This is a genomic window from Nonomuraea sp. NPDC050153 (assembly GCF_044460125.1).
In the GTDB taxonomy this organism is placed as follows: domain Bacteria; phylum Actinomycetota; class Actinomycetes; order Streptosporangiales; family Streptosporangiaceae; genus Nonomuraea.
On the sequence record NZ_JBITJQ010000021.1, the window covers coordinates 61,407 to 87,818 of the forward strand.

The window sequence follows — 26,412 nt, forward strand, 5'->3', positions numbered from 1 at the left end:
CGGAAATGACTCGTAAATCCGATGCCGCCCAAACTCCCCCCTCTCGGGGCCCAGGTCAAGGGGTCAGCCCAAAGAATTTCCCCAGTAACAAGCCGGCCGCCGAGGGCCGGTGGTGTACCGGAGGACGGGTGGTGGTCGGGTCAACGGGGATCGATGGGAGACTTCAGGCGGCGAGCGGTGTCCTGAGGATCTTGGTGGGTGGGTCGGTATGCGCCGGCCCGTCCGCTGGTTATGGGGTGGTGGCACACACGGCGTGGTCCCGCGCGCCTCCTGCGGCCCGCATCCCGGTACGGAGCCCTCGGTGAACGGTCTGAAGGGCGACCTGCGCGTGCGGGCGGCTACTTGACGGCGCCAGTCCTTTGCGCGGGCCGAGCAGGAGCTGGAACGGGTTCCGCATCGCCCGGGAACGCTGGTGGACGACGGCCTCATTCCGCCCGATGACGGCGCGCCGGCAGCGGTGGAGGCTGGACTGAGCGGCTTACAGGAGGATGCGCTGGTGCTTCGCCCGCTGAGGCGGGATCTGGATCCCGACCAGTTCTCGCATGGCGCGCAGGCCTCCCGTCTGCCTGGCCATGGCGAAGGCCTGGCGGGCCGTCTCGACCGACTGCTCGCGCTCGTGGGCGTCGGCGTAGGCATGGGCCTTGCGGGCCAGCGCGTAGGCGGCGGCGTACGTTGGCGTGACCTTGGCGGGCTCCTGTTCCAGGATCTCGATCGCGCCCCTGGCGCGGCCGAGCTCAACGAGACACCAGACGCACAGGGCGTTGTGCGCCTCGGCCGAGCAGTCGAAGCGGTAGGGCGTGACGTCCTCCGGTTCCGCGAGTGACTGGGCGGACTCTTCCAACCGGCGAAGGCACATGTCGAAGTCTCCGGCGAGGGCGTGTCCCTGCGCTTCGTGATGCCGCGACAGCGCGTCCATCCGCGGCGGGAGGTGGCCGTGTTCACGGGCGGCGACGGCCAGGTCGACGAGGTGACCCGGGTCGTCCTCCGAGTCGGACAGACCGCTCCGCTGGGCGAGCGCGTAGGCCTCCAGGAGCGTGTCCGCCGCTTCACGAGCATCGCGAATGGCCTCATCCGACCATGCGAGCGCCCCGTCAGGGTTGCCGTTCTCGTGATGCATGCGGCTGATCAGTTCCGCGTTCTCCGCCGCGAGCAGCAGGAAGTCCCGCCTGACAGGCGAACGGGCGTCGCGGTGGAATTCCTCGATCCCGGCGAAGATGGGGCACAGGACATTGATCTGCTCGGCGGGCCGGAGGTCGGCCCGCGTGTAGGCATCAGTGATCGCCCGGAAGTAACCGACCGTTCGGTCGTCGGCCCGCTGAGGCGCCTCAATCGCCCGACCTGTGCGCTCCTCTTCTTCGGCTGTGAACATACCCGACAACAGGGGTATGCCGGTCAGGAAATGCCACAGGGTGGTCCCGGCGGCCTCCCCGATGAACAGCTCCGCCTCGTCCACGTCGAAAGCCCGGCAGAGCAACTCTGCGTGCCGTTCGTCGGGCCACCGCTCTCCGGCCTCCCAGAACCGAATCATCCGTACGAGCGTCTCCGGTGCGGCAACCCGATCACGCTCGGTCTCGTCCGCCGCCTCCACCAGCCGGTCTGCCAGCTCGCGCCGGCCCCACAGCCGCCCGCGGCGCAACACCCGGAGCCGGGCAGCCCAGATCGGAACATCGATGTCAACCATTGGCGTGCCCCCACCGTCTCAGCGACTATCGATCCTTTCGTAGCTATTTATTCCCATTGTCCGCTTTGGTTACCTCGTCGGCCACGAATCACGTGAAGGCATCCCTACGCGATCAGAGCGCGCGGTCGCGGCCGCGGCGTGACCGGCGTCGGACTGGCCACGCAGGAGCAGCAGCACGATGGCGACCAGCCCGCACAGAGCCGCCGCGACGACCACGCAGTCCGACGGCCACGCCGACTGCGACTCCCAGGGCCACCGCGCCCGCGAGCCGCGGCACGGCATCGAGTGGCAACCAGGCGCAGCCGGCGGCGTTCGGTCATCGGCGTGGGTCGTGTGCTCTCCCCTCGTGGTGCACTGACGCTGCACGAGGTGGACGGAGCGCTGCTCTTCGCCGTGCGGGCGGCCTTGGCCATGGGGCTGGTGGCGGTGCCGATCGTGCCGGCGGGGCGACCCGACCTCGCGGTCTACGCCATGCTGGGCTCCTTCACCACCACGTTCTGCCGCAATCTGCCCTACGCTCGCCGCGCCCCCGTGCTCGCCCTGGCCGCCGCGGCCATGACGGCCTGCGTGGGCAGCGGTTCCGCCCTCGCGGTGTGAGCTCGGCCGGGAGCGGGAGGAGCCGGCGCCGCCGTGGTGGTCGCGGCGACGGGCCGGGATCGACCCCACCGAACTCGCCGCCGCCGAACAACGCGCCTACCTCCTGCTTGATCGGCTGCACTGCCATCGCCGGTGAACGAGCCGCACTGTTCGCGGCGGCGAGCCCACTGCTTTTCAACCCGGGTTTTTCTGTGTTTTCCCGGCGAGCCATAATCTTTTTACTTTGTTCGGCCGGGCGGGGCGTAGTGAAGTTTGACCGCCAGTTTGCGCTCGCCGGCCCCTTGGCAGATGGAGCCGAAAAGCCCCCCGTCATAAAATGCACATAATCCAAAAGTCCGGACAGGGCAGCCCTGCCTGAAGATGGGTGACCCGTGAACTCTATTCAAGCGACGGTGGAAATTGCGGTCCCGGTGCGCACCGTGTACAACCAGTGGACCCAGTTCAAGAGCTTTCCGCGATTCATGACCGTGGTGAAGAGGGTCGAGCAGGTCAAGCCCACGGTCACCCGTTGGGTCATCGGTTACGGGCCGATGCGCCGCGAGTTCGAGGCGGAAATCGTGGAGCAGCAGCCGGACTCGCATGTGGCCTGGCAGAGCCTGGAACGGAGTCTCTGGCATTCGGGAGAGGTGTCGTTCCGCCCCACCGAATCGGGAGGCACCGTGGTCACGGTGCGGCTACAGGTCAGCCCGGGTGGCGGCGCGGCCCTCCTCCCGAACGCCGCTGGGCTCACGTGCCGTGTGGTCCGACATGAACTCGGGCACTTCAAGGAGTTCATCGAAGCGTTGGGGGAAGAGTGCGGGGCCTGGCGAGGGATCATCCGCAACGGACGCGTCCAACCGACCGAAGCGGAACCGCCGAGATGCCGGGTACCCACGTGGCCCGTTGGCTGACCTGCGTTCCTGAGACTGCGAGCGAGAAGCGACCTGATGCCGAATCCACCGGGCGACGAGCCCAAAGATCCGCTCACCGTGACCCCGCCGAAGAAATGGGCGGCGGGGGTGCCCGCGGTGGTGCACGCGCTGGAGTACTCCCTCGGGCAGACGTCCCCGTGGCGAGCCGGAGTGACGCTGCTGACCATGAATCAGGTGGCCGGCATCGACTGTCCCGGATGCGCCTGGGCGGACCCCTCTCCAGGTCACAGGCATCGCAACGAGTACTGCGAGAACGGTGCCAAGCACATCAACGACGAGGCGACGACGCGGCGCGTCACCGCCGACTTCTTCCGCCGGCACACGGTCTCCGAGCTGGGCCGGCGATCCGACATGTGGTTGAACCATCAGGGGCGGCTCACCGAACCGATGGTCAAGCGGCCGGGTTCCGATCACTACGAGCCGATCGGCTGGGATGACGCCTTCGGGCTGCTCTCCCAGGAGCTGATCTCGCTCGACTCTCCCGATGAGGCGGTCTTCTACACCTCGGGCAGGGCCGGCAACGAGGCCGCCTTCGTCCTGCAACTCTTCGCCAGGGCGCTCGGCACCAACAACCTGCCCGACTGCAGCAACATGTGTCACGAGTCCAGCGGTTTCGCCCTGCATCAGACCCTGGGCACCGGCAAGGGAACGGTCAGCCTGCACGACCTTCACCACGCCGACCTGATCTTCCTGGTGGGCCAGAATCCCGGAACGAACCATCCGCGGCAACTTTCCGCGCTGGAGCAGGCCAAGCAGAACGGCGCCCGCATCATCGCGGTGAATCCGCTGCCGGAAGCCGGGCTGTTGCGATTCAAGAATCCGCAACAGGTGAACGGGGTGCTCGGACACGGCGTCCAGATCGCCGACCGTTTCCTGCACATCAGGCCCGGCGGCGACCTCGCACTGTTCCAGGGCCTCAACCGGCTGCTGGTGGAAGCGGAGGACACAAACCCAGGCCGTGTCCTGGACCACGACTTCATCCGGGCCAACACCAGCGGTTTCGAGGAGTTCTCCCGGCACGCCCGCGCCATCGACTGGACGGACGTCGTCACCGCGACCGGACTGACCCGCGAGGAGATCGAGAAGGTCCACGACGAAGTCCTGCGTAGCCGGCGCGTCATCGTCTGCTGGGCGATGGGGGTGACGCAGCACAAACATGGCGTTCCCACCGTCCGGGAGATCGTGAACTTCCTGATGTTGCGCGGAAACCTCGGCAGGGCAGGAGCCGGGGCCTGTCCGGTGCGCGGGCACAGCAATGTGCAGGGCGACCGTACGATGGGTATCTGGGAGCAGATGCCGGACTCATTCCTGGACGCGCTCCAGCAGGAGTTCGGCTTCGACCCGCCTCGTGCCCACGGCTTGGACTCGGTGAACTCGATCAGGGCGATGCGCGAGGGCCGCATCAAGTTCTTCCTCGCTCTCGCGGGCAACTTCGTCCGGGCCGCGCCCGACAGCGCCGTCACCGAGGAGGCCATGCGGCGGTGCCGCCTCACCGCCCACATCTCCACCAAGCTCAACAGGTCCCATACGGTCTGCGGTCAGACCGCACTCATCCTGCCGACCCTGGGCCGTACCGAACGCGACATCCAGGCCGGCGGAGAGCAGTTCGTCACCGTGGAGAACTCGATGAGCGAGGTGCACACCTCCCGCGGGCGTCTGAAGCCAGCCTCCAAGCTCCTGCTCAGCGAGGTCGCCATCCTGTGCCGCCTCGCCTCTCGGACCCTCAGTGGCAAGGCGGACATACCGTGGAAGCAGTTCGAGGCCGACTACGGCAGGATCCGTGACTACATCTCCCGCATCGTGCCAGGACTGCACGACTTCAACCGGAGGGTGGCCCGTCCCGGCGGTATCACCCTCCCGAACCCGGTCAACGAGGGGGTGTTCCCCACACCGCAGGGCAAGGCATTGTTCACCTGCAACGCCTGGCAGATGCCGCACGCCCCCGAGGGGCACCTGCTGCTGCAGACCCTGCGCTCCCATGACCAGTGGAACACCATCCCTTATTCGTCCAACGACCGGTACCGCGGCATCCACGGCAGCCGCCGCGTGGTGCTCGTCAACCCGGCTGACCTGAGAGAACTCGGCTTGTCCGAAGGCCGGCATGTCGACCTCGTCAGCGTGTGGACGGATGACGTCGAGCGCCGTGCCGAAGACTTCGTGGTGGTCCCGTATCCGACCACACGGGGCTCCGCCGCTGCCTACTACCCGGAGACCAACGTCCTGGTGCCGCTGGACAGCGTCGCCGAGAGCAGCAACCAGCCGACATCGAAGGGGATCGTCGTCCGGCTGGAGCCCAGGCGGACCGCCTCACAGCGATGACCGTGTCGCCGGGGTGACCAGCCGATGAAAGCGCAGCACCGTCGGCAACCACCGGGCCGGCGCCGCGAGTGCCGAGCCGGACGAGCCCGCTCCGACGACGATGGTGTCGTAGCCGCCTTCTGATCCCATCTGGCCTGATCCCTGGTCTCGTCGCTAGGCGGTGAGGTCGAGCGTGTGAACGGTCATCTCGCCGAGTGCCGCGGGAAGAGGTTCGACACCGAACCCGGCTCCGCCGGGGATCGACACCGCGCCGTCCTTCATGACGATCGGCTCGGTGATGTCCTGGGCGTAGAACCGATCCGAACCCGAGATGTCGCCGGGCAGCGTGAAGCCCGGGAGCCCGGCCAGCGCCGCGTTGGCAGCCCGGCCGAGGCCGGTTTCGAGCATGCCGCCGCACCAGACCGCGACGCCGTGCGCCAGCGCGAGGTCGTGGATGCGTGCCGCCTCGAGGTATCCCCCCACTCTTCCTGGCTTGATGTTGATGACACTCGCCGCCCCCAGCGTGATCGCGTCGGCGGCGGACCGCGCGTCGACGATCGACTCGTCCAGGCAGATCGGCGTGGTGAGCATGCCCGCGAGCAGCGCGTGTTGTCGCAGGTCCTCCTCGCCCAGCGGCTGTTCGATCAGCAGCAGATCGAAGGGGTCGAGTCCGCGCAGCAGCGGGGCATCGGAGAGACGGTAGGCGGTGTTCGCGTCGACCTGCAGCGCGATGTCGCCGAACCGCTCGCGCACCGCCTTGACCGGCTCGAGGTCCCACCCGGGCTGGATCTTGAGTTTGATGCGCGCGTAGCCCTGATCCACGAAGTCGCCCACCCGGCCGAGCAGGTCGGGAATCGACTTCTCGATGCCGACGCTGACCCCCGACGGCACCGAGGCGCGGGTCACACCGAGGTGCGCTGCGAACGACATGTTCCGCAGCCGCAGCTGGGCATCCAGGATCGCCATCTCCAGAGCGCCCTTGGCCAGGCGGTGGCCGACCACGTGATCGAGTGCCGCGCCGACCGTCGACGCCGACACGGCGTGACCCGCGGCCTGCCACTCGAACAGCGCGGGCACGAGGAATCGCCGCAGGACCTCTCGGGCTCCCTCAAGGTATTCCGGCGAGTAGAACGGCTCGGCCAGGGCGACGCACTCACCCCACCCTGTCACGGTGCCGCCGTGGTCTGAGGCCGTGACCCGGATCAGGAGCGGAAGGCGCTCCGTCTGGGTGGAGAACGAGGTGGTGAACGGGTGGATCAGCGGCATCCGGACCGTGATGAGCTCGACACGCTCGATGTGCATTCTCAGGTACTCCTTGTGAGGCAGTAGTGACCCTCGCGGTCGAAGTCGACGACGACCCAGCCTTCTCGCAGCAGTCCACCCAGCGCCCGTCGTAGCGCGAGCCGCCACGAGATCGCGAGCTCGGGTTCGTGGCGCCGTAAAACCTCGATGTCCGAGGGGATCTCCACGATGCATCGGGTCAGCGACTCCGCCTGGCCGAGGTCGAGCTGGGGTCGCCGGTCCACAGACCTCAGTACGGCGGGGCCGTGCTCCTTCTCGGCTCGTGAGGGCGTCGTGGCCTGCCCGATGTGCCAGGCCACCATGATCCGGTCGCTGTGCTGGCCCTGGTTGAGCCCGTCACCCATCGGTCCGTAGAAGTCGGGAAGGTAGACCTCGACCTCACAGCCGAGCTTGTGCAGGTTGAAGTACGCGTTCCGGGCCACCAGGGGGTCATAGGTCCACGTCACGCGGGTGACACCGCGGGCCAGGCACCAGTCGCGCTGGTGGTGCTTGAGGGCTCTGCCCCATCCTGTGCCTGCCGCGTCCGGTCGCACGCCGGCGATGTGGGAGTGCAGGGCATTCTCCCGGGGCGGGTAGAAGAATCCGACGCAGACCGCCATGAGCTCATGGCCGCGGAAACCACCGGCGACGTAGTTGCCCGCGTGCGCGAACGCCGTGAGGAGCTCCGGGCTGACATGCGACTGGGTGTTCTGGACCTTCCAGATCTGCGCCACGAGCTCGGAGGCGGCGGACATCTCCTCCGGGCGGTGAAGCAGCCGCAGCTCCATGGAGGTCGAGCTCGGCGCCTGGGTCGTCATGAGCGCTCCTGCCGCAGGAAGCGGTGTCCGTTGTAGGCGCCGCCGGCGACGGGCCGGAACTGCTGCTCCCCCGCGAGCTCAGCGGTGGTGTAGGCGTAGACGCCCGGGATGTTCGAGGCATGCAGCGCGACGGACTCCGGCTCTGCTGCCGTGCCGTCGCGCAGATGCTCCTTCCGCTCCCACAGCGTCAGTGTGAGACCGTCCGCGTCGGGGGCCACCTCCGCGCGGTGGCCCGCGCATTCCCAGGCGCCCTCCAGCGGTTCGGGTGGACGTGTCATGTCGGCCCGGACCCGGACCGGGGGCAGGCTGCCGTCGATCGACGACGTGACGTCCGCGATGGCGATGGTCGCGTTCACGCCCTTCTCCGGATCGAGACCGCTGTGCGCGGCACGACCGAGCACGTCGATCCGGTAAAGGGACACGCCTTTGCGCCCCGTCTTCAGGGCACCCTCCGGGCCGGCCGCCTCCAGCACGAGGACTGCCCGGCAGTGGCCTGCTTCCTGCTCGATCAACGCTCGTGACGTCGTGGACCCCAGCTCCTCATCGCCCGTGATCAGAAGGGTCACGTCGTCGAGGGCACCGGTGCCGCGGCGTTGCCGCAGCCACGCGAGAGCATGGATCGCCTGGACGAGGCCAAGGCTTCATGTCGAAGCAGCCCGGGCCACGGACGACGCCGGCAGCTTCGGTGCAGGGGAGCTCGTCCAACGTGCCGAGCGGCCAGACGGTGTCGTGGTGCCCGAGGAGCATGACCTTCGGGTCGGCCCCGCGCAGCAGGACATGGTCGACTCCGTCGACGCGCAGGATCTCTGGTCGACGCCCCAGGCGCTCATGGACCAAGCCAGCGACCACCCGCGCGGAGCGACCGACCGCGTCCAGGTCCGCCGACGGTGACTCGGTACGAACGAGTCTGCTCAGCATCGACATCGACGTGCTCGATCCCGCCTATGCGCCCGCGACCGGCGCCCCTGAGCCCGGCGGGCTGAGCACCCGGGAGCTTCAGATGCTGCTGTACTGCCTCGCAGACCTCGACGTCGTCGGTGCGGATGTCGTCGAGGTCTCACCCGCCTACGACCACGCTCAGATCACCGCGCTGGCCGCCGCCGGCCTCACGTTCGACCTCCTGGCCATGGTCGCCCGGACGTAGTCGTCGGAACGGCCCCGGTCCAGGGCGTCGTGGCGAGCCGCCGGTGACCGCTCTGCCGGACGCGACCAGGCATCTCGACCTCCTGATGCCGAGCGATGACCGGCCCGAGCAAGTGGCACGGGAACAGCTGTGGCCGGATCGCGAGCCCGCGCGATCCGGCCACAGGTCATCGGGTCAGCAGATCAGCCGCCGCAGTGTTCGAAGGGGCTCTCGTACGTGCTCGTTCCGACCTTGCCGCCCCACTGGACGCACTTGTCGGCGGCGGCGGCCCGTACGGGTCCGGCGTAGTAGTCGAAGTTGCCGGTGTCGGTGGCCCGGGTCTTGCCCTTGACCCCCAGGAAGGCGGCTGTGGCGGTGGCCTTGCCCAGCGAGGTCTTCTTGATCGTGGCCACGCAGTTGTTGCCGTTGCCGGCGTTGAAGGTCAGGTAGACCGTGCCCGCCGTGCCCAGCGCCTGCGAGTCGATCACCTTGTAGCCGGTGCCGCACACCGACTCGGCGGTGTGCGGGTTGGTGCCCCCGCCGCCGCCACTGCTGCCGGTGACGTACTGCATGTACTTGGACCAGTTCCAGTACCGGCCCGGGTCGGTGTGGTCGGCGCCGGGGACCTCGTTGTGGCCCACGATGTGGGTGCGGTCCTTGGGGATGCGGTACCGGTCGGCGATGTTGCGGGTCAGCGCCGCCGACGCGCGGTACATGGTGTCGGTGAACCAGGTCGCGTTGTCGACGAAGCCCTCGTGCTCGATGCCGACCGAGCGCCGGTTGTAGCTGCCGGCGTGGAAGGCCCGGTTCTTCTCCCTGACCGTCTGGGTGACGGCGCCGTCGGAGGAGCGGACGACGTAGTGGGCCGAGGTGGGGTTCGGCCGGGGTCCGGTCTGGAACCAGGAGATCGTTCCGGCGTAGCTGCCCTGGGTCACGTGGATGACGATGCGGTCGATGGCGTCGCTGGTCGGCCGGTTGGAGACGGCGTAGTTGCTGCTGTGCGCCGGAACCCATCTGGCCGACGGGTAGTCGGTGGCCGCCGCGAGCGCGCTGGGCTTGTCCAGGTCGTCCACCTTGGCGTACGGGCCGCGGTCGGGAGTCACGGTGCTCGCCGATGTGGTGATGCTCTCGCCGCCGGGGGTCGTCGCCTGGATGCCCTTGGCGAGCTCCTCGTACACGGTGTCGGCATACAGCCGGGCTACCGCGGGGGAAGAGGCGCCGCTGTACTTGGCGACCGCCTGGTACCACTTGCCCGCGTCCTTGCGGGCGGTGGCGTCCAGCTTGAGCTCGTCGGCGAGGGCACGCAGGACGGCCGCGCCGCCCGCGATGTTGGCCGCGTCGTCCGCCTTCAGCGACGAGGCGGGCTGCTTGGTCAGCGTGGCGGCCTTGTCGAGGGTCTTGGAGGTGACCAGGTGCATCACGCCATAGCCGCCGTCGGCGCTGGGCCGTCCCTGGTGACCGTCCAGGTGGGTCTCGGAGTAGGCCACCGAGACCAGCAGGTCACGAGGCACCTCGTACGTCGACGCCGCCTTGGCGAACGCGTCGGTCATCGGATCGGCGGCCGCCGCCCCGGCCGGCTGCCCCACGAGCAGCGACAGAGGCAGGACGGCGGCACCGGTCAAGATCATGCGCAGATTCAAAGGGGTTCAGCTCCCGCAGTGCTCGGACGGGCTGTTGTACGTGCTGGATCCGGCCTTGCCGCCCCACTTGACACACTTCTTGGCGGCCGCGGCGCGCACCGGGCCCGCGTAGTACTCGAAGTTGCCGGTGTCAGTGGCCCGGGCCTTGCCCACGACCTCCAGATAAGCCGTGGTGGCGGTGGCCTTGCCCAGCGAGGCCTTCTTGATCGTGGCCACGCAGTTGTTGCCGTTGCCGGCGTTGAAGGTCAGGTAGACCGTGCCCGCCGTGCCCAGCGCCTGCGAGTCGATCACCTTGTAGCCGGCGCCGCACACCGACTCGGCGGTGTTCGGGTTGGTGGAACCGCCACCGCCGCCGCACTTGTTCTTCGAGGTCACGCTGGCGTTCGGGTAACCGAAGGTGGCGCCGTTGAAGACGGCCTTGCGGATGTTGCCGGGGTAGCTCGTGCCCTGGCGCACCTCGAAGTGCAGGTGCGGGCTGATGTTGTTGCCGGGCTTGCTGGTGTTGCCGACCGTACCGATCTTCTGGCCCTGCGTGACCTGGGCGCCGGCGGAGACCGAGCGCACGGTCAGGTGGGCGTAGTACGTCGTCCAGCCACCACCGTGGTCGATCTTGACCAGGTTGCCGTAACCGTTGGCCGAACCCTGGTGGGCCGAGATGACCACGGTGCCACCCGCGGCGGCGACCACGGCGTCACCACGGTCGGCATCGGCGGTGCTGCCCCGGTTGAAGTCGATCTCGTACGACTTGTGCGCGCTGCTGTTGCTGGAGTTACCCGTCCAGGTCTGGCCACAGGGGAACGGGAGCTGGAAGCCCGGCGCCGCCAGGGTGGAGACCGGCGGGACGTCCACCTGGTTCGGCGGGTTGGCCGTCTCCCCCTCGTCCTCCTTCGCCGTCGACGACGGGGAAGGAGTGGGGGTCGGGGCGGCCCATGCCGTCGCGATCGGGCCGGCTGCGAGGCTGAAGAGCAGGGCGAACCCGGCCGTAAGCACCCCTCTGGTTCTCATGCGGATACCTTTCTGCGCGCACCGGAGGGGCCCATGCCTCCGCCGGCGCCGCGAATCTTGACCGTTGATCTTGCGAAGCGTTCTTGCCGGTGATCAAGATTGGGAGCTCCACGTACAAAGAACATCCAAAAGAGCTACAAAGGCTCTCCCACCTTGAGCGCTTCACTCAACGGGCGCCCCGCACGGGGCCCAGCGCAGGAGAACGCGCGGTCATGGCGGTTGAACAGCCCGTATTCAAGGTCCTTGGGCTGCTGCCGCTCCGGGTCCGGAAGGGCCGCAGGCCGGGGCGACTCTCGTCCGCGTGCTGGACTTGATCGGCACTCGCCCGACACTGGCGGACGCCGCCCAGGTCATGGCCTTGCGGGGCGTCTCCAGGCAGCCGCGTGGCGTCGGCTCGGCCCTCTGGGCGCCGTCAAGGGCTCACCCCTGGGGTTTCGGCGTTCCGTAAGGGTCGTGCGACGTGTCGGCGTAGGCCCACTGATGATCGCGGGCGTGCCGGCAGGCCACCTCCACGTCCCCGGCGCGCATGACGTCCAGCAGCTCGCGGTGCTCGTCGGCGACCCGCTCGAGTTCCGGCCTGGTGACCATGAGGGCGATGGCCGTGCGCGCCTCGATCTGCAGCGCCTCCCAGGCGCGGGTCAGCAGCGCGTTGCCGCCGGCCTGCACGACGTGCCGGTGAAACCGCGCGCTGGCCAGGCCGATGCCGTGCACGTCGTTGTCACGGGCACAGCGGTGCATCTCCTCGACCGCCTCCCCCAGCCGGTCGAAGGGGAGGGTTCCGGCCAGCATGGCGAGCCGCGTCGCGGTCTCCTCAAGGGCCGCCCGCACGATGTACGCCTCGCGGATCGTCTGCTCGGCGAAGGGAAGCACCCGGCTGCCGTGACGAGGCCGGCCGTCGATGAGGCCGAGGCCCTCAAGCTGCCGAAGCGCCTCCCGGACCGGGGCCTGACTCGTTCCGAACTCGATGGCGATCTTCGTCTCGATGAGCCGGTCGCCCTCGCCGAGTTCGCCGGAGACGATCCGTTGCAGCAGGCCGTCGCGGATCTGCCGGCTCAGCGTCGGTCGCGCGGAGCGCGGGCTCCCCGTGGGTTCCGACAACGAACCTCCTGACGTTGAGGGCCCAGATGGCCCTTGACTCTTCGATCATGCCACGTAAGTTAATTATCGATATCGATAACGGGAGTGCACATGCTGACCTCCGTTCAGACACCCGAGAGCCCCGAAGCGGCGCGTGCGGCGCTTCAGGCCGGGGCCGTGCCCCTCGGCGGCGGCACCTACCTGCTGGCCCGCCTGAACGAACAGGCCGGCGACGACCTGCGGCTGGTCAGCCTGCGCAGGGCGGGATTGTCCGGCATCGACGTGGAAGGCGACACGGTGACCCTGGGCGCGGCCACCACTCTCGCCGACGTCGAGGACGACGATCGGTTGAGCTACCTGTCCGGCTGTGTACGGTCGATCGCCGCGCCGCCGGTCCGCAGCCTCGCCACCGTGGCCGGCAACCTTTTCGTGCCGCAACCGTACGGCGACCTGGCGGCGGCGCTTCTGGCCCTGGACGCGGAGCTGGACGTGCTCGGCGCCGACGGCGCCCGCCGCGAGCCGCTCGAGCGGGTCGTCACCGGCGGCCTGCGGGCGGGCGACCTGGTGACCCGCGTCCGGTTCACCGCTCCGGCCGAGGACGCGTTCCGGTTCCACAAGGCGAGCCGGCGGCGGCTCAACTCGGGATCCATCGTGACGGTGGCGGCCCGGATCACGATCGAGGACGGCCTGGTCGGTGACATCCGTCTCGTGCTCGGCGGCCTGGCCCGGCGCTTGGTACGCGCGGTCGGCGCCGAGCGCGTTCTGCTGGGCGCGCCGCTGAACGCCCAGGTCGTCGCCCAGGCGGCCGGAGCCGACGTCATCGAGCCGTTCGACGACGCCTACGCCTCCGCCTGGTACCGCGCTCGGGTCTACCCCGTCCACCTGCGTCGCGCCCTGCTGGGGGCCTGAAAGGGGATCGCATGTCCTCGACAATCGTCACGCTCAAGGTGAACGGCACCGAGCGGGAGCTGATCGCCCGGCCGTCGACGACGCTGCTGAGCGCACTGCGCGACACGTTGGGACTGATGGGGGCCAAGCGCGGCTGCGCGCAAGGAGGCTGCGGCAGCTGCACGGTGCTGCTGGACGGCCGGCCCGTGGTCTCGTGCCTGATCCCCGTCGTGACGATCGACGGTTCTGCCGTGGAGACGATCGAGGGCCTGGCCGAGGGCGACCGGCTGGGCGACGTACAGCAGGCGTTCGTCGACCTCTTCGCGACGCAATGCGGGTTCTGCACCCCCGGGATGATCATGTCCGCCACGGCCCTGCTCAAGCGGAAGCCGGATCCGACCCGCCAAGACGTCACCGAGGCGATCTGCGGCAACGTCTGCCGCTGCACGGGATACGAGCCGATCATCGCCGCCGTCCTCGCCGCCGCGCGACACCGCCGCGGCGCCCCGCTCACGAGCGCGGAGGCCGAGGTCTGATGGCGCGCCTCACCCCGATCGACACCGCGTACTTCAAGGGCGAGCGCGCGGACGGATTCGCCGTCATCGGCTCGGCCGTCCCGCGCTCGGACGCCCGCGCTCACGTCACCGGCCGCACGGTCTTCTTCGAGGACATGACGCCGCCGGAGATGACGCACGTCAAGATCCACCGGTCCGCGCGGCACCACGCCCTCATCAACCGGGTCGATGTCTCCGGCGCCCTCGGGGTGCCGGGCGTGCTCCGGGTCATCACCCACCAGGACGTGCCGAACAACTGGTACACCGTGCTGCGCCTGATCGGCGTGGGACCTGACGACGAGCCGGTGCTGGCCGAGGATCGGGTCCTCTACCGCGGCGAGCCGATCGTCGCCGTCGTCGCCGAGACCGAGGACGCCGCCCGCGAGGGCGCGGCCCGGGTCGCGGTCGACTACACCGACCTGCCCGCCGTCCTGGACGTCGAGGAGGCGCTGGCAGACGGCGCCCCGATCATCAAACAGGCGGGCACCAACCACTTCGTGTACGAGGGACATCACTGCCGCCGGATCCGCTTCGGCGACGTCGAGCGAGGCTTCGCCGAGGCGGACCGCATCATCGAGGGCCGCTACAGCTCCTCCCCCATCGAACACGCGCCGACGGAGCCGACCGGCTGCATCGTCGTCCCTCAGGGCGACGGCCGGCTGCGCATACACACCAACACCCAGGCCGCCTTCTTCACCCTCGACAACACCGCGCTCATTCTCGGCGTCCCGCCCACCAGCCTGCGCGTCGTCGGGGGCACCGTGGGGGGCGGCTTCGGCGGCAAGGTCGATGTCATCGTCGAGCCGCTCGCCTGCATCGCCGCCACGCTCACCGGCCGGCCGGCCAAGTACGTCTACAGCCGCGCCGAGGAGATGCAGGTGTCGTCCCCCCGCGCGGCCGAGCGCATCACCATCAAGGACGGCGTCATGGACGACGGCCGGATCGTCGCCCGCAAGATCACGCTCTACGTGGACGCGGGCGCGTACTCCCGGCACAGCCCGTACGGCACCACCAAAGCGGCGGCGCACATGCCCGGCCCGTACACGATCCCGAACGTCCATGTCGACGCCTACTGCGTCTACACCAACCGCACGCCGTCCAGCGCCATGCGCGGGTTCGGCGTCACCATCGGCGACTTCGCGCTGGAGTCGCACATGGACCGCATCGCCCGGGAGCTGAACATGGACCCGCTGCGACTCCGGCTCAAGAACGCCTACCGGGACGGTGACATGAAAGCTCATCGCAAGATCGCGTCCGGCACGGCGCTGGTCGAGGTGATCCAGAGCGCCGCCGACCTGGTGGGGCACGACCTTCCGCCGGAGTACCGGGCGATGTCCTCGACCGAGCGATCGGAGAGCTGAGCGATGGCGTTACGGCAGGGGCGCGGATACGCGGCGGTCAACTACCCGACCGGCATGAACCTCGGCGGCGACCCATCGCAGGCACTCGTCCACGCCACCACGATGGGCGGATTCGTCGTCACGCTCTCCTCGGTGGATCTCGGCCAGGGGCTGCGGACGGTCATCGCCCAATGCGCCGCCGAGACACTCGGCATCCCGATCGAGAACATCATCGTCGACACCGCCGACACCGACACCGGCCCGCACTGCATGGGAACGTTCGCCAGCCGCGGCACCCACCGCGTCGGCAATGCCGTGATCATGGCGGCGCGCGAGGCCAGGGACGTCATGCTCCAGGTCGCCGCCGACGAACTGGAGGTCGACGCGGAGGACCTGGAGACCGACGGCACGGGCTTCGTCCGCCTCAAGGGATCGTCGGAAAAGAAGATCCACATCAGCGACGTCGCGCTCGCCGCGCACTTCCGGCAGGGCCGGACCATCTCCGGCCGGGGCATCTACCTCAAGGAGCCGAGCACCCCGGTGCCGGAGACCGGCGAGATGGACCCGGACTCCTGCCAGGCGCACGCGTGCACGGTGGCCGAGGTCGCGGTCGACGACGAGACCGGCGTGATCGAGGTGCTGCGGCTCTACAACACCTACGAGATCGGCCGGGCGCTCAACCCGGCCCTCGCGACGCAGCAGGTCGAGGGCGGCGCCTGGATGGGCCTGTCGCACGCGTTGTTCGAATCGACCGAACCGTACTATCCGCACTCGCGCGAGCACGGTCCGGTCGATTTCACGGAATACCTGATGCCGGGGCCGGCCGACATCCCGGCGCAGACGAGCCTGTTCCTCGAACGGCCCGCCGACAACGGGCCGTTCGGGGCCAAGGGGATCGGCGAGATGACGGCGAACGCCCCGATCCCCGCAATCGCCAACGCCGTGTACGACGCGGTCGGCGTACGGCTGACGAGCATGCCCTTCACCCCGGAGAAGGTGCTGCGCGGACTCGACGAGCTGCGGGCCGGCCGTGCTGGTTGATCAGGACACGCTGGACCGGCGGCTGGGCGCGGAGGGCTACCTCGCCGACGAGGGACTGCTCACCGCCCTCCACCTGGCGGGCACGCTCGGGCTCCCGCTGCTGCTGGAGGGCGAGCCGGGGGTCGGCAAGACCGAGGTCGCGAACGTCCTGGCCCGGATCCTCGGCCGCGAGCTGATCCGGCTGCAGTGCTACGAAGGACTGGACGCCTCCCAGGCCCTGTACGAGTGGGACTACCCCAAACAGTTGCTGTCCCTGCGGGCCGCCGAGGTGGAGGGGCGCGGCGTCGGCGACCTGTACCGGGAGGAGTTCCTGCTGCAGCGCCCGTTACTGCGGTCGTTGCGGGCGGCCTCCGGCGCGGTGCTGCTGATCGACGAGATCGACCGGGCGGACAGCGAGTTCGAGGCCTTCCTTCTGGAGTTCCTCGGCGACTTCCAGATCACCATCCCGGAGATCGGCACCATCACGGCGGAGAGCGTCCCGTTCGTCGTCCTCACCTCGAACCGGACCCGTGAACTGCACGACGCGCTCAAGCGCCGGTGCCTCTACCACTGGATCCCCTTCCCCGACGCCGAACGGGAACGAGCGATCATCCGGGCGCAGGCGCCGGGCCTGGACGAGAGAAGCGCGGCCCGCCTCGTGGCCGCCGTGCATCGCATCCGCGGGCTGGCTCTGCTGAAACGCCCGGGCATCGCCGAGTCGGTCTCCTGGGCCCGCGGCGTGCAGACGCTGGCCCGCGAGGGTTCAAGCTGGCTGGAGGCGATGCGCCGGTCCGCGGGACTGCTCGTCAAGCACGAGGAGGACCTCGCGCTCCTCGGCCGCCACACCGCGGAGGTGTTCGGTGACTGAGCGGTCCCTCCTCGTCCGCGTCGGCGATCATGTGCACGGGTTCCTGCGGGACCTGCGTGATCAGGGCCTGCCCGTACCGGTGCCCAGACAGCGGGTCTTCCTCCAGGCGATCGAGGCCGTCGGCCCGCGCGACGCCACCCACCTGTACTGGATCGGGGCGGCCACGCTCACCACCTCCCACGAGGACCTGGGGGTGTACTCCCCCACGTTCGAGCGCTGGTTCGGGGAGGTCGCGGCACGGCGCATCCCTGATGAGGAGTTCCCCGACGGCGAGGCCCCCGCGCCGCGCGGGAAGGGAGAGGAGGCTCCGCTCACGGCGGCGTCCGGCGGGGAGGCGGGCCTGAAGGCAGGCTCCTCGGAGCGCGAGAGACGCCCGGTGTTCGGCCCGGCGAGCGAGGACGACCGGGCAGTGCTCGCGCTGCTGCGGCGGGAACTACCCGGAGCGGTGCCGACGATCCGGTCGCGACGCCGGCGGCCTGCCCGGCGAGGTCCGTGGATCGACGTCGCCAGGATCTGCCGTGAGTCCAGGCGCAGCCACGGGGAGATCGTGACGTTGCGCCGGCGCGACCGTCCGCGCCGGCAGCGCCGTGTGCTGCTGCTCATCGACGTGTCCGGGTCGATGAAGCAGCACAGCGCCGACTACCTCCGCTTCGCCCACGCCGTGGTCGGCCGGCTCGACCGCGTCGAGGTGTTCACCTTCGGCACCCGGCTGACCCGGGTCACCGAGCCGCTGCGCGCACGGCAGGTCGACGCGGCCGTCGCCTCGCTGAGCGACCTCGTCCTGGACGCCGAGGGCGGGACGCGGATCGGCGCCTCGCTCCAGGAGTTCCTCGCCAACGCCCGATATGTCACCGTGGCGCGCGGCGCCCTGGTGATCGTGCTCTCCGATGGCCTGGAACGCGGCGACTGCCGGCCCATGCAGGCGGCCGTACGGCGGTTGTCGCTGCTGAGCCACCGGTTGCTGTGGTGGTCGCCGCTCGCCTGCGATCCGGCGTACCGGCCGGTCACCCGCGGCATGTCGGCCGTGCTCGGCAGCGTGGACGCGCTCGCGGGCGTACGCGACCTGCGTACGGCGTACGAGCAGGTACGGACCTTGATCAGGGAGTGATCGTCATGTCGGAGACGGCCCGCTACTCGGGCGACATCGTCGACTCGCACCACCACATCTGGCGGGCCGGGGACCTACCCTGGCTGTCCGGACCGATGGTGCCGCGGATCTTCGGCCCGTACGAGCCGATCAGGCGGGACTACCTGATCGACGAGTACATCGCCGAGGCCACGGCCTCAGGCATCCGCGAGTCGGTCTACGTGCAGACGAACTGGCCGCTCGACCGGGTTGTGGACGAGGTGCGATGGCTTCACGAGGTTCATCGGAAGACGGGCTGGCCGATGGCGGTCATCGGATCGGCCGACATGTTCGACGAGGACGCTCCGGACGTCATGCGGCGACAGGCCGCGCTCACGCCGCTGATCCGGGGGATCCGTCAGCAGCTGCACTGGCACGAGCGCCCGGAGTTCCGGTTCGCCGCCGCGCCCGACCGTACGAAGGATCCGGTCTTCCGCAAGAACATCGGCGCGCTCGCCGACCACGGCTGGCTGTTCGAGCTGCAGGTCTTTCCCGAACAGATGCCGGACGCGGTCGAGCTGGCGGCGGCCTTCCCCGACGTCACCTTCGTCCTCGTGCACGCGGGCATGCTCATCGGGCTCGAGTGCCTCGAGTCGTGGCGGGCCGGGATGGCCGCGCTGGCCGAGCGGCAGAACATCGTCGTCAAGCTCACCGGGCAGGGCACCTTCGTCCACCGGGTGGATCCCGACCTCATCTCCTTCGTCGCCGACGAGGTGATCGGCTGGTTCGGAGCCGACCGGGCCATGTTCGGCACCAACTTCCCGGTCGAGAAGATCTGGACCAGCCTGCCGCACCTGGTCGACGCGTGGAAGGACGCACTGACCCACCTCCCACCCGCCGACCAGCACGACATCTTCGCCGGCAACGCACGACGGGTGTACGGGCTGGAGGGCTGACCTGGAACTGCTTCGATCGGCGACGGTCGTCCAACGGTATGAAGTGAAAAGGAGTGTCTCGGCATGGCACTGTTCGTCCTGACCTACGGCTACAACGACACCCCGCTGAGAGCGGAGCGCCGCGAGGACCATCTCGCACACCTGAACAAGCTCTTTGAGCAGGGCAGCCTCGTCGCGGCCGGCCCCTACACGGACCTGACGGCCGGCATGATCGTCCTACAGGCCGAGGACGAGACCGCGGCGCAGGCGCTCGTCGACCAGGACCCGTACACGCGGCTGCAGGTCACCAAGGATCGCCTGCTGCGCCAGTGGCGCGTGACGGTCGGCTCGCTCGGCCCCGGCTAGAGTTCACCCCTTCCGCGCACCGGGGTCAGCCGCGGGGGTGGATCAGGGCGGTGAGGAGTGACTTGACCTCGGTTGCCGCGTAGGCGTCGCCGTCGAAGGGGCCCAGGATGACGGGGCCGTCGGCGGGGTCGTCGGGGAGGCGGCCGTGGCTGCCGCGAACCGGCGAGGGGTCCAGCGGCACGACGGACATCGTGTAGCGGAACCCCAGCTTCTTCCTGGCCAGTGCCGCCGCGGCGCGGAGCTTGACGTACGGGTCGCGAGGATTCATGAACAGTTCGGCGGGATCGTAGCCAGGTTTGCGGTGGATGTCCACCAGCCTGGCGAAGTCCGGGGCCCGGTCGTCGGAGAGCCAGTAGTAGTAGGTGAACCAGGCGTCGGGCTCGGCCACGGCCACGAGCTCGCCGGCGCGCTCGTGGTCGAGGCCGTACTTCGCCTTGCCGACCTGGTCGAGCACCTCGTCCACGCCGGGCAGGGCGGTGATGACGTCGCGGGTACGGGCGAGGTCGGCGGGGTCGCGCACGTACACGTGGGCCACCTGGTGGTCGGCGACGGCGAAGGCGCGCGACGTCCACGGGTCGAGATATTCCATCCCTGCCTGGGTGTGGACCTCCAGCAGGCCCGCGGCCCGGAGCGCCCGGTTGATGTCCACCGGGCGGGAGGCGGGCGTGATGCCGTACTCCGACAGCACGACCACCTCGGCGTCCCCGGCACGCAGTTCGTCGAGGAACGGGGCGAGCGCGGCGTCGACGGCGCGGGCCGCGGCGATGGCCTCGGGGCCGGCGGGACCGTATCGCTGCAGGTCGTAGTCGAGGTGTGGGACGTAGACGAGCAGCAGGTCCGGGTGTTCGCGGGCCAGGATGCGGCGGGCGGCGGCGATGATCCATTCGGAGGAGGCGATTCCGGCGTTCGGGCCCCAGTAGGTGAAGAGGGGGAACGGCCCGAGCGCGCTCTCGAGGTCGTCGTGGAGCGAGGGTGGCCGGGTGTAGCAGTCGGGGGATTTGCGGCCGTCGGCATGGTAGATGGGGCGTGGGGTGACGAGCAGGTCGGTGGGCGCGCCCATGGCGTACCACCAGCAGACGTTGGCGGTGCGCAGGCCGGGTACGGCGGTCCACAGCTGATCGCCTTGGATGAGCGCGTTGTGCTGGCGCCACAGCAGCACCTCGCCGAGGTCGCGGAAGTACCAGCCGTTGCCGACGATGCCGTGGTCGCGGGGCAACGCACCGGTCAGCAGGGTGGCCTGCATCGAACAGGTGACCGCCGGCAGCACCGGGCGGATCGTGCCGGCCGGGCCTGTCCTGGCCACGTTCGGCATGTGCGCGAGCAGGCGCGGGGTGAGCCCGACGACGTTGATCACGACCAGCGGTGCCATCACGACTCCTTCAGCCCGAGCGCGGCCAGTTGCCGCCGGGTCCAGTCGAGTTCGGCGGCGATGCCTTCGGCGAGGTCGGGCGGCGCGCCGGGCAGCACGTTCCAGGTGTAGGTCTCCACCTCGATGTGCCTGGTCAGCGGGGCGGCGCCGCCGAGCAGGGCGTGCAGGACGTTCCGCAGGTAGCACGCGGTGGTGGTGAGCGGTGGTGGCGGCGTGGCGTGGAGCGGCACGTGGAAGTGCACCCGCCAGTTCTCTTCCGCGGGCAGCCCGCCGGCCAGGGCCTCTCCCAGGTCGTCGACGTATCCGCTGGCCGAGCGCGTCTGGTGGAGGAACCGGGCCTCGTCGAACGCTTTCAGCGCGTCCTGGGTGCCGGGCGGCGCCTCCAGCGCGCACGATGCCTGGAGCTTCACGATCGGCAGCCCGAGGCCGGCCGCCGCGGCGGGCTCCTCGAAGCCCACGGCCAGATGGCAGGCGTCCAGGCAGACGCCGAGATGATCCCGATCCACATCGGCGAGCAGGCGGGTGGCTTGCGGGGTGGTCTCGACGATGCAGCCGGGCTCCGGTTCGAAGCCCAGCCTGATCACCTTGCCGGTGCGGTCGGCCAGCGCGCGCAGTTCGCGGGCGGCGGTGTCGAGGTTGGCCGCGACCGCCGCCGCCTTCTCGGCCGTCCAGCCGGTCCGCCAGGCGAGGGGCAGCGTGGAGATCGTGCCCTCGGTGACGTCGCCGGGCAGCAGCGTGGCGAGGATCTCGGCGAGCCCGAGCGTGTAGTGCAGCCGCTCCGCGTCGGCCCAGTCGGGGGTGTAGACGCGGTACTTGACGACCTCGTCGTGGAAGCCGCGGTACGGGAATCCGTTGAGGGTCACGACCTCCAGGCCGAGCGTGGTCAGCCGCTCGCGCAGCCGGGCCAGTTCGTGGGGCCGGGCGAGCAGGTCCGCGGCGGCGTGCTGAGACAGCCACAGGCCGAGGCCGAGCCGTTCGGCGCCGAGCAGTGTCCTGACCTGCGCGGCGATACCTGAGAGCTGTGCGTGGATGCCCGGGAGATCTTCGGCGGGGTGCACGTTGGTGCAGTAGGCCAGGTGCACGGTCGAGCCGTCCGGGTGACGTAGCCGCATGGTCAGCCTCGCTTGATCGTGTTGCCGGCGTAGTCGGGGCCGGCCGAGCCGGTCTCCAGGTCGAGCCTTCCGCTCTGCCCGTAGAAGGCGACCGGATTGCGCCAGAGCACCTGGTCCACGTCGTCCTCGCCGAAACCGGCCGCGAGCATGGCGTCGGCCACCGCGCGGGTCTTCAGCGGGTCGCTGCGGCCCCAGTCGGCGGCCGAATTCACCAGCATCCTGGCGGTGCCGTACTCCTTGAGGATCGTCACCATCCGGCCGGGATCCATCTTCGTGTCGGGATAGATCGAGAATCCCATCCAGCAGCCCGAGTCGGCCACCATGCCGACGGTGGGCTCGTTGAGGTGGTCGAGGAGAGCCTGTTCGGGCGGCGTGCCCGCCGCCTTGAGGACGTCGAGGCTGCGGCGGGTTCCGGCGACCTTGTCGCGGTGCGGGGTGTGCACCAGGACCGGGAGGTCGTTCTCCGCCGCCATCGCGAGCTGGACCTCGAAGATCCGCTCCTCGGCGTCGGTCATCGAGTCGTAACCGACCTCGCCGACCGCGACGACGGAGTCCTTCAGCAGGTACCGGGGCAGCTCGGTGAGCACCTCCGCGCAGCGCGGGTCGTTGGCCTCCTTGGGGTTGAGCGCGAGGGCGCAGTGGTGGCGGATGCCGTACTGGGCCGCGCGGTACGGCTCCCAGCCGAGGAGCGCGTCGAAGTAGTCCAGGAAGCTGCCGACGTTGGTGCGCGGCTGGCCCAGCCAGAAGGCGGGCTCGACCACGGCGCGCACCCCCGCGTCGTACATCCGCTGGTAGTCGTCGGTGGTCCTGGAGGTCATGTGGATGTGCGGGTCGAAGATGCGCATCAGATCCTCTCAAGGATGTCGTGGGGGACCGGGCGTCCGGCCGCCCGTCGCTCGGCCGCGTAGTCCGACAACATGCGCGTCAGCTCGGCGTCGGTCCGCCCGTCGAGGCCGGCGACGGAGGCCAGCGGGATCTCCATGAAGACGCACTTGAGCACGCCCTGGCGGAAGGCGTGGTCGTCGAGCCACCGCGCGCCGTACGGCCCGAGGGCCGCGGCCACCAGCCGCGCGTCGTTGGTCCGCAACGCGTCCTCGACCAGCGGGATCGCCGCCGCGCCGAGACCGAGCTCGGGCAGGGCCGTCAGGATCGCCAGCCGCTCGCCGCTGTCGCCCCGCTCGTAGAGCGCCCGGATCGTCGCGTGGTCACCGTGCAGCACCGCGAGCAGCGCGCGCCGCGCTCCGGGGCCGCCTCGCCGCTCGGCCTGCGGGAAGAGCAGGTGTACGGCGCCGCGGTCAGACTCGACCCGTGACAGTGCCCGCGCCAGCCACTCCCCCGTCTGCGGCCCGGTCTCGTTCATGGTGGCTCGCTCCTTCCTGACTCACCGTCCTCAGGAAATCGATCGACCGGCGGGCGACCTGGGGCGCCGCGTGGGAGTGCCGGGCGAGTTCCACGGCCACCTGCCCCTGGTAGCCGGCCAGCGCGGCGAGCACCGGCGGGAAGTCGATCTCGCCCTCGCCGAACTCCAGGTGCTCGTGGACGCCCCGGCGCATGTCCTCGATCTGCACGTGCGCCAGATACGGCAGCGCGCGCCGGACGCAGGTGGGCGGGTCGTCCTGCTCCAGGCAACGGCAGTGCCCGATGTCGAGGGTGAGCCCGAACCGGGGATGGCCGCCGAGCAGGTCTCGCAGCCGCTCGAATCCGGCCAGGTCCTCGACGAACATGCCGGGTTCGGGCTCGAACCCGAGCGTGACGTCGCGGCGGTCCGCTTCGGCCAGGAGGTGTTCGCAGCGGCGGGCGAGCAGGCTCCACGCCGCCTGCTCCGGCAGGTTCTCGGGCCGGAGCCCGCTCCACAGGTGCACCACGGGAGCGCCCAGGTCGCCGGCGATCCGCATGGCCTGGTTCAGGAACGCGACCCGGCGCTCGGAGCCGTCGCTGATGAGGGTGGGATGGTGCTTGCGTCGGGGGTCCAGGGTGTAGCGGCCGCCCGTCTCGATGACCGCGTTCATGCCGAGCCGGTCGAGCAGGGCCGCGGTCCGGCTCACCTCGGCGGCCAGCCCGGGGGCGAAGGGGTCCAGGTGGCCGTGATCCAGGGTGATGGCCGCGCCGGTGTAGCCCAGCTCGGACAGGATCTCGAGCGCTTCGTGGAGTCTGTGGCCGGAGAACCCGTTGGTGCAGTACGCCCAGTTCATGACGTGGCCATCCGGGCCGAGAGCCACCTGCCCGCGGGCAGCGCGCCGAGCAGGGCGCCCGCCGTGGCGAGTCGCCCGCGGCCTGCCACGGCCGCCGCCTGCAGCGGGATCAGGCCGAGGATGCTCAGCCGTACGGCCTTGCGTACCTGCTCGGGATCGGGGTGGGCCCGCAGTCCCGCCTGGATCGGGATGGTCGCGGCGAGATGGCCGGCGAGGAGAAGGGCGGTGCCCGCCCGTGCGGCGGTGCCCTTCGAAAGGGGGGCGCTACGCAGGCAGGACACGGCCGCCAGGCCGGCCGCGGCGGCACTGGCGGCGAGCGCGCCGCGCACGGTCGCCCCCGTCGCCCCGGACACCTCGGCCCTGCCGAGGATGCTGATCCCGTAGGTGTGCGCGCCGATCGCCAGCGCCATCGGGGCGGCGGCCCTGACCTGCGGGCCGGCGCCGAGCAGCACATCCAGGGTGCGGCAGGCCGCCATCGCGGCCGGCCCGAGCGGGGTTCGTTTGAGGCGCAGGTCGTAGGCCCACACCGCGCCGGCCAGCAATCCGGCCACCCCGGCGGCACGGCGACCACCGGCCCCCGCGGCAGCGACCAGCCCCGCGCCGGTCAGCCCGGCCGCGAGACCGAACGCGGTGCCGGCGCGTACCCTGCCCGAGGGGATGGGGCGCTCCGGCCGTTCGATGGCGTCGACCTCGCGGTCGGCCCAGTCGTTGAGTGCCATGCCCGCCCAGTAGATGAGCACCGAGGCGAGGGCCAGGCCGGGTAAGGGGGGTCGCCCGGCGGCCGCGGCCCCGGCCATCACGTCTCCCGGCACCGAGAGCGCGGCGGGGGCGCGGACCAGTTCGAGCAGTGCCTTCACGACGCGTCCCCGGCCAGCTCCTCGGCGAAGGCACGCAGCCGGGCGTACTGGGCGGCGAGGGCGTGCTGATCGGTGCCCAGCGGGTCCTTGAAGAAGAAGCCCAGCTCGGCCAGCACGCCGTACCGCCGGCACTCGTGCGCGCGTGCGACGAGCCGGGCCAGGTCCAGGACGAGAGGCGCGGCGAGCGCCGAGTCGCAGCCCTGCCAGGTGAACTGGAGGCTCATGCGCGCCCCGAGGAAGCCCTCGAAGGTCACATGGTCCCAGGCGGTCTTCCACTCTCCGAGATCCTCGACATAGTCGATGTGCGTCTCTCCTTCGACGGGCGCGCCGAGGATCCCGGCGACGGCCCGGTCCTTGGACAGCGCCTTGCTCGATCGGGCGGCCGGGTCGGCCAGGGTGGCCCCGTCTCCCCCGCCGAGCAGGTTGAGCCCGGACCACGAGCGGACCCGTAGCGACCGCTGCGCGAACATGGGCGCGAGGGCGCTTTTGACCAGGGTCTCGCCGGTCTTCCCGTCGCGCCCCGCGTACGGCACGGCCCGCAGCTCCGCGAGCTCGGCCAGGGCCGGCAGCGTGGGCCCGGTCGACGGGGTGAACTCCACATAGCCGCAGCCGGCGTGGAACGCCGTGTACGCGTACAGCGAGCTCGTCGGCAGCACCTCGTCTCCCGTGGCAAGCCGCTCCTCGAGATCCGCCAGGCGCTGGAACTCCGGGCGCGGGACGGCGGGAGGCTCGGTCGACGAGACGTTGACCACGACCACGCGGGCGAGCTGGTGCCGGTCGCGGAAACCGGCGATGTCACCGGCCAGGCGGGCCACAGCCGCCGCCTGGGTGCCGTCGCCGGGAAGGTGGCCCGGTCTGATCTCCGCGTCCGCGGCGTCGAGATCCTGGGTGAGGAGTTCTGGCAAGGCGGTCGGCACCACTCCCGCCTTGCTCAGCTGCTCGGCCCGCTTTCGCAGCGGGATTTCGGTGATGTCGTGACCGCCGAAGACCAGGTCCGCGATCGGAACCAGGCCTCCGGGGAAGTCAGGGGACTCGGTGACGCATCCCTGAGGGGGTAAGACGCCCGCCTTGACGGCTGCGGCGCCGATGGTCGCGGTGGTCGCCACGGATCCGCGTGCTCCGATGAACCAGATACCGAGCTTGCGCATGGGAGCTCCTGTTCATCCGCCCGTATACCGATATGAGTTGGCATATCGGTATGGGTTACGCGGATCGTAAGAGCCCTTTTATCGATGGTCAAGCAGAAGTCTGCCGCCGTTCGTCCTAACGGTCGCCGATCAGGCCGACAACGCCTGGTCCACCGCCTCGGGCCAGAGCAGGTGCTCGACCATCATCACCGCCGCGCCGACCACCCCCGCTCGGGCGGCGTCGCGGCCGTCAAGCCGGTCACGCGTGCTTCCTATGGTCCCGCACA

At 70.0% G+C, this 26,412-nt stretch carries 28 protein-coding genes; 13 read left to right on the forward strand and 15 right to left on the reverse strand.

The annotated features are described in order from the left end of the window. Positions 1-478: 478 nt before the first annotated feature. Entirely contained in the window at positions 479-1,681 is a 1,203-nt protein-coding gene (locus ACIBQ1_RS38665; protein WP_397284756.1) for a hypothetical protein, read from the reverse strand. A 324-nt stretch (positions 1,682-2,005) separates the two neighbouring features. Here ACIBQ1_RS38665 and ACIBQ1_RS38670 point away from each other — a divergent pair, with 324 nt between their 5' ends. From ACIBQ1_RS38670 to ACIBQ1_RS38680, 3 genes are all read left to right on the forward strand, one after another. Continuing rightward, on the forward strand, positions 2,006-2,278 hold the full coding sequence (locus ACIBQ1_RS38670) for a hypothetical protein (protein WP_397284758.1): 273 nt from the start codon (positions 2,006-2,008) through the stop codon (positions 2,276-2,278). A gap of 371 nt (positions 2,279-2,649) precedes the next feature. Then, entirely contained in the window at positions 2,650-3,168 is a 519-nt protein-coding gene (locus ACIBQ1_RS38675; protein WP_397284760.1) for an SRPBCC family protein, read from the forward strand. A 36-nt stretch (positions 3,169-3,204) separates the two neighbouring features. Beyond that, the gene (locus tag ACIBQ1_RS38680) at positions 3,205-5,508 is read left to right on the forward strand and encodes an FdhF/YdeP family oxidoreductase (protein ID WP_397284762.1); all 2,304 of its coding nucleotides are present in this window, start codon (positions 3,205-3,207) and stop codon (positions 5,506-5,508) included. On the opposite strand, the gene ACIBQ1_RS38685 is transcribed toward ACIBQ1_RS38680, so the two are convergent. From ACIBQ1_RS38685 to ACIBQ1_RS38700, 4 genes are read right to left on the reverse strand one after another with little or no spacing between them, the layout of a single operon-like run. After that, entirely contained in the window at positions 5,497-5,637 is a 141-nt protein-coding gene (locus ACIBQ1_RS38685; protein ID WP_397284764.1) for a hypothetical protein, read from the reverse strand. The two genes, ACIBQ1_RS38680 and ACIBQ1_RS38685, sit on opposite strands and share 12 nt — an antisense overlap. A 24-nt stretch (positions 5,638-5,661) precedes the next feature. Continuing rightward, positions 5,662-6,789 carry an o-succinylbenzoate synthase gene (gene menC, locus ACIBQ1_RS38690; RefSeq protein WP_397284766.1) on the reverse strand — a complete coding sequence of 376 codons (1,128 nt, stop codon included), beginning with the start codon at positions 6,787-6,789 and terminating at the stop codon, positions 5,662-5,664. 2 nt (positions 6,790-6,791) lie between these two features. After that, entirely contained in the window at positions 6,792-7,586 is a 795-nt protein-coding gene (locus ACIBQ1_RS38695) for a GNAT family N-acetyltransferase (protein ID WP_397284768.1), read from the reverse strand. After that, positions 7,583-8,152 carry a peptidase dimerization domain-containing protein gene (locus tag ACIBQ1_RS38700; protein ID WP_397284770.1) on the reverse strand — a complete coding sequence of 190 codons (570 nt, stop codon included), beginning with the start codon at positions 8,150-8,152 and terminating at the stop codon, positions 7,583-7,585. Before ACIBQ1_RS38700 ends, ACIBQ1_RS38695 begins: the two co-directional genes overlap by 4 nt. 166 nt (positions 8,153-8,318) lie before the next feature. On the opposite strand from ACIBQ1_RS38700, the gene ACIBQ1_RS38705 reads away from it, so the two are divergent. After that, positions 8,319-8,477 carry a hypothetical protein gene (locus ACIBQ1_RS38705; protein ID WP_397284969.1) on the forward strand — a complete coding sequence of 53 codons (159 nt, stop codon included), beginning with the start codon at positions 8,319-8,321 and terminating at the stop codon, positions 8,475-8,477. Positions 8,478-8,493: 16 nt separating this feature from the next. Beyond that, complete coding sequence (locus ACIBQ1_RS38710; RefSeq protein WP_397284965.1) at positions 8,494-8,730, forward strand: arginase family protein; 237 nt, start codon at positions 8,494-8,496, stop codon at positions 8,728-8,730. Positions 8,731-8,912: 182 nt separating this feature from the next. Here ACIBQ1_RS38710 and ACIBQ1_RS38715 read toward each other — a convergent pair whose 3' ends face one another. The 3 genes from ACIBQ1_RS38715 to ACIBQ1_RS38725 form a co-directional block, all read right to left on the reverse strand. Further along, positions 8,913-10,337, reverse strand: a complete 1,425-nt coding sequence (locus ACIBQ1_RS38715) for an N-acetylmuramoyl-L-alanine amidase (protein WP_397284772.1) — start codon at positions 10,335-10,337, stop codon at positions 8,913-8,915. A gap of 18 nt (positions 10,338-10,355) precedes the next feature. Next, positions 10,356-11,354, reverse strand: coding sequence for a M23 family metallopeptidase (locus ACIBQ1_RS38720; protein ID WP_397279684.1), 999 nt, complete (start codon positions 11,352-11,354; stop codon positions 10,356-10,358). 420 nt (positions 11,355-11,774) lie between these two features. Further along, a complete protein-coding gene (locus tag ACIBQ1_RS38725; RefSeq protein ID WP_397284774.1) occupies positions 11,775-12,452 on the reverse strand; it encodes a GntR family transcriptional regulator in 678 nt (225 codons plus the stop codon). Between the two features lie 90 nt (positions 12,453-12,542). Between ACIBQ1_RS38725 and ACIBQ1_RS38730 the strand changes: the two genes are divergently transcribed. From ACIBQ1_RS38730 to ACIBQ1_RS38765, 8 genes are all read left to right on the forward strand, one after another. Further along, positions 12,543-13,340, forward strand: coding sequence for an FAD binding domain-containing protein (locus tag ACIBQ1_RS38730; protein ID WP_397284775.1), 798 nt, complete (start codon positions 12,543-12,545; stop codon positions 13,338-13,340). A gap of 11 nt (positions 13,341-13,351) precedes the next feature. Further along, positions 13,352-13,855 (forward strand): (2Fe-2S)-binding protein, encoded by a 504-nt coding sequence (locus ACIBQ1_RS38735; RefSeq protein ID WP_397284777.1) that lies wholly within the window; start codon positions 13,352-13,354, stop codon positions 13,853-13,855. Continuing rightward, positions 13,855-15,234, forward strand: a complete 1,380-nt coding sequence (locus ACIBQ1_RS38740; RefSeq protein WP_397284779.1) for a xanthine dehydrogenase family protein molybdopterin-binding subunit — start codon at positions 13,855-13,857, stop codon at positions 15,232-15,234. Before ACIBQ1_RS38735 ends, ACIBQ1_RS38740 begins: the two co-directional genes overlap by 1 nt. A 3-nt stretch (positions 15,235-15,237) precedes the next feature. Next, positions 15,238-16,254, forward strand: coding sequence for a xanthine dehydrogenase family protein molybdopterin-binding subunit (locus tag ACIBQ1_RS38745; protein WP_397284781.1), 1,017 nt, complete (start codon positions 15,238-15,240; stop codon positions 16,252-16,254). After that, positions 16,244-17,101 carry an AAA family ATPase gene (locus ACIBQ1_RS38750; protein ID WP_397284783.1) on the forward strand — a complete coding sequence of 286 codons (858 nt, stop codon included), beginning with the start codon at positions 16,244-16,246 and terminating at the stop codon, positions 17,099-17,101. Before ACIBQ1_RS38745 ends, ACIBQ1_RS38750 begins: the two co-directional genes overlap by 11 nt. After that, positions 17,094-18,209, forward strand: a complete 1,116-nt coding sequence (locus ACIBQ1_RS38755; RefSeq protein WP_397284785.1) for a VWA domain-containing protein — start codon at positions 17,094-17,096, stop codon at positions 18,207-18,209. Before ACIBQ1_RS38750 ends, ACIBQ1_RS38755 begins: the two co-directional genes overlap by 8 nt. A gap of 5 nt (positions 18,210-18,214) precedes the next feature. Continuing rightward, a complete protein-coding gene (locus ACIBQ1_RS38760) occupies positions 18,215-19,123 on the forward strand; it encodes an amidohydrolase family protein (protein WP_397284787.1) in 909 nt (302 codons plus the stop codon). Positions 19,124-19,186: 63 nt separating this feature from the next. Next, positions 19,187-19,468: a YciI family protein gene (locus ACIBQ1_RS38765; protein WP_397284789.1), complete on the forward strand. Its 282-nt coding sequence runs from the start codon at positions 19,187-19,189 to the stop codon at positions 19,466-19,468. 25 nt (positions 19,469-19,493) lie between these two features. Here ACIBQ1_RS38765 and ACIBQ1_RS38770 read toward each other — a convergent pair whose 3' ends face one another. Genes ACIBQ1_RS38770 through ACIBQ1_RS38800 form a run of 7 tightly spaced genes read right to left on the reverse strand, consistent with a single transcriptional unit; the run spans position 19,494 to position 26,146 of the window. After that, positions 19,494-20,837 (reverse strand): alkaline phosphatase family protein, encoded by a 1,344-nt coding sequence (locus ACIBQ1_RS38770; RefSeq protein WP_397284791.1) that lies wholly within the window; start codon positions 20,835-20,837, stop codon positions 19,494-19,496. Further along, the gene (eboE, locus tag ACIBQ1_RS38775; protein WP_397284793.1) at positions 20,837-21,949 is read right to left on the reverse strand and encodes a metabolite traffic protein EboE; all 1,113 of its coding nucleotides are present in this window, start codon (positions 21,947-21,949) and stop codon (positions 20,837-20,839) included. Before eboE ends, ACIBQ1_RS38770 begins: the two co-directional genes overlap by 1 nt. Before the next feature lie 2 nt (positions 21,950-21,951). Continuing rightward, on the reverse strand, positions 21,952-22,794 hold the full coding sequence (locus tag ACIBQ1_RS38780) for a TatD family hydrolase (RefSeq protein WP_397284795.1): 843 nt from the start codon (positions 22,792-22,794) through the stop codon (positions 21,952-21,954). Further along, complete coding sequence (locus ACIBQ1_RS38785) at positions 22,794-23,309, reverse strand: EboA domain-containing protein (protein ID WP_397284797.1); 516 nt, start codon at positions 23,307-23,309, stop codon at positions 22,794-22,796. The genes ACIBQ1_RS38780 and ACIBQ1_RS38785 overlap by 1 nt, the downstream gene beginning before the upstream one ends. Then, positions 23,245-24,141: a sugar phosphate isomerase/epimerase family protein gene (locus ACIBQ1_RS38790; protein WP_397284799.1), complete on the reverse strand. Its 897-nt coding sequence runs from the start codon at positions 24,139-24,141 to the stop codon at positions 23,245-23,247. The genes ACIBQ1_RS38785 and ACIBQ1_RS38790 overlap by 65 nt, the downstream gene beginning before the upstream one ends. Then, positions 24,138-24,998 (reverse strand): SCO3242 family prenyltransferase, encoded by an 861-nt coding sequence (locus ACIBQ1_RS38795; protein ID WP_397284801.1) that lies wholly within the window; start codon positions 24,996-24,998, stop codon positions 24,138-24,140. Before ACIBQ1_RS38795 ends, ACIBQ1_RS38790 begins: the two co-directional genes overlap by 4 nt. After that, a complete protein-coding gene (locus ACIBQ1_RS38800; RefSeq protein WP_397284803.1) occupies positions 24,995-26,146 on the reverse strand; it encodes an inositol-3-phosphate synthase in 1,152 nt (383 codons plus the stop codon). Before ACIBQ1_RS38800 ends, ACIBQ1_RS38795 begins: the two co-directional genes overlap by 4 nt. Positions 26,147-26,412 lie beyond the last annotated feature (266 nt).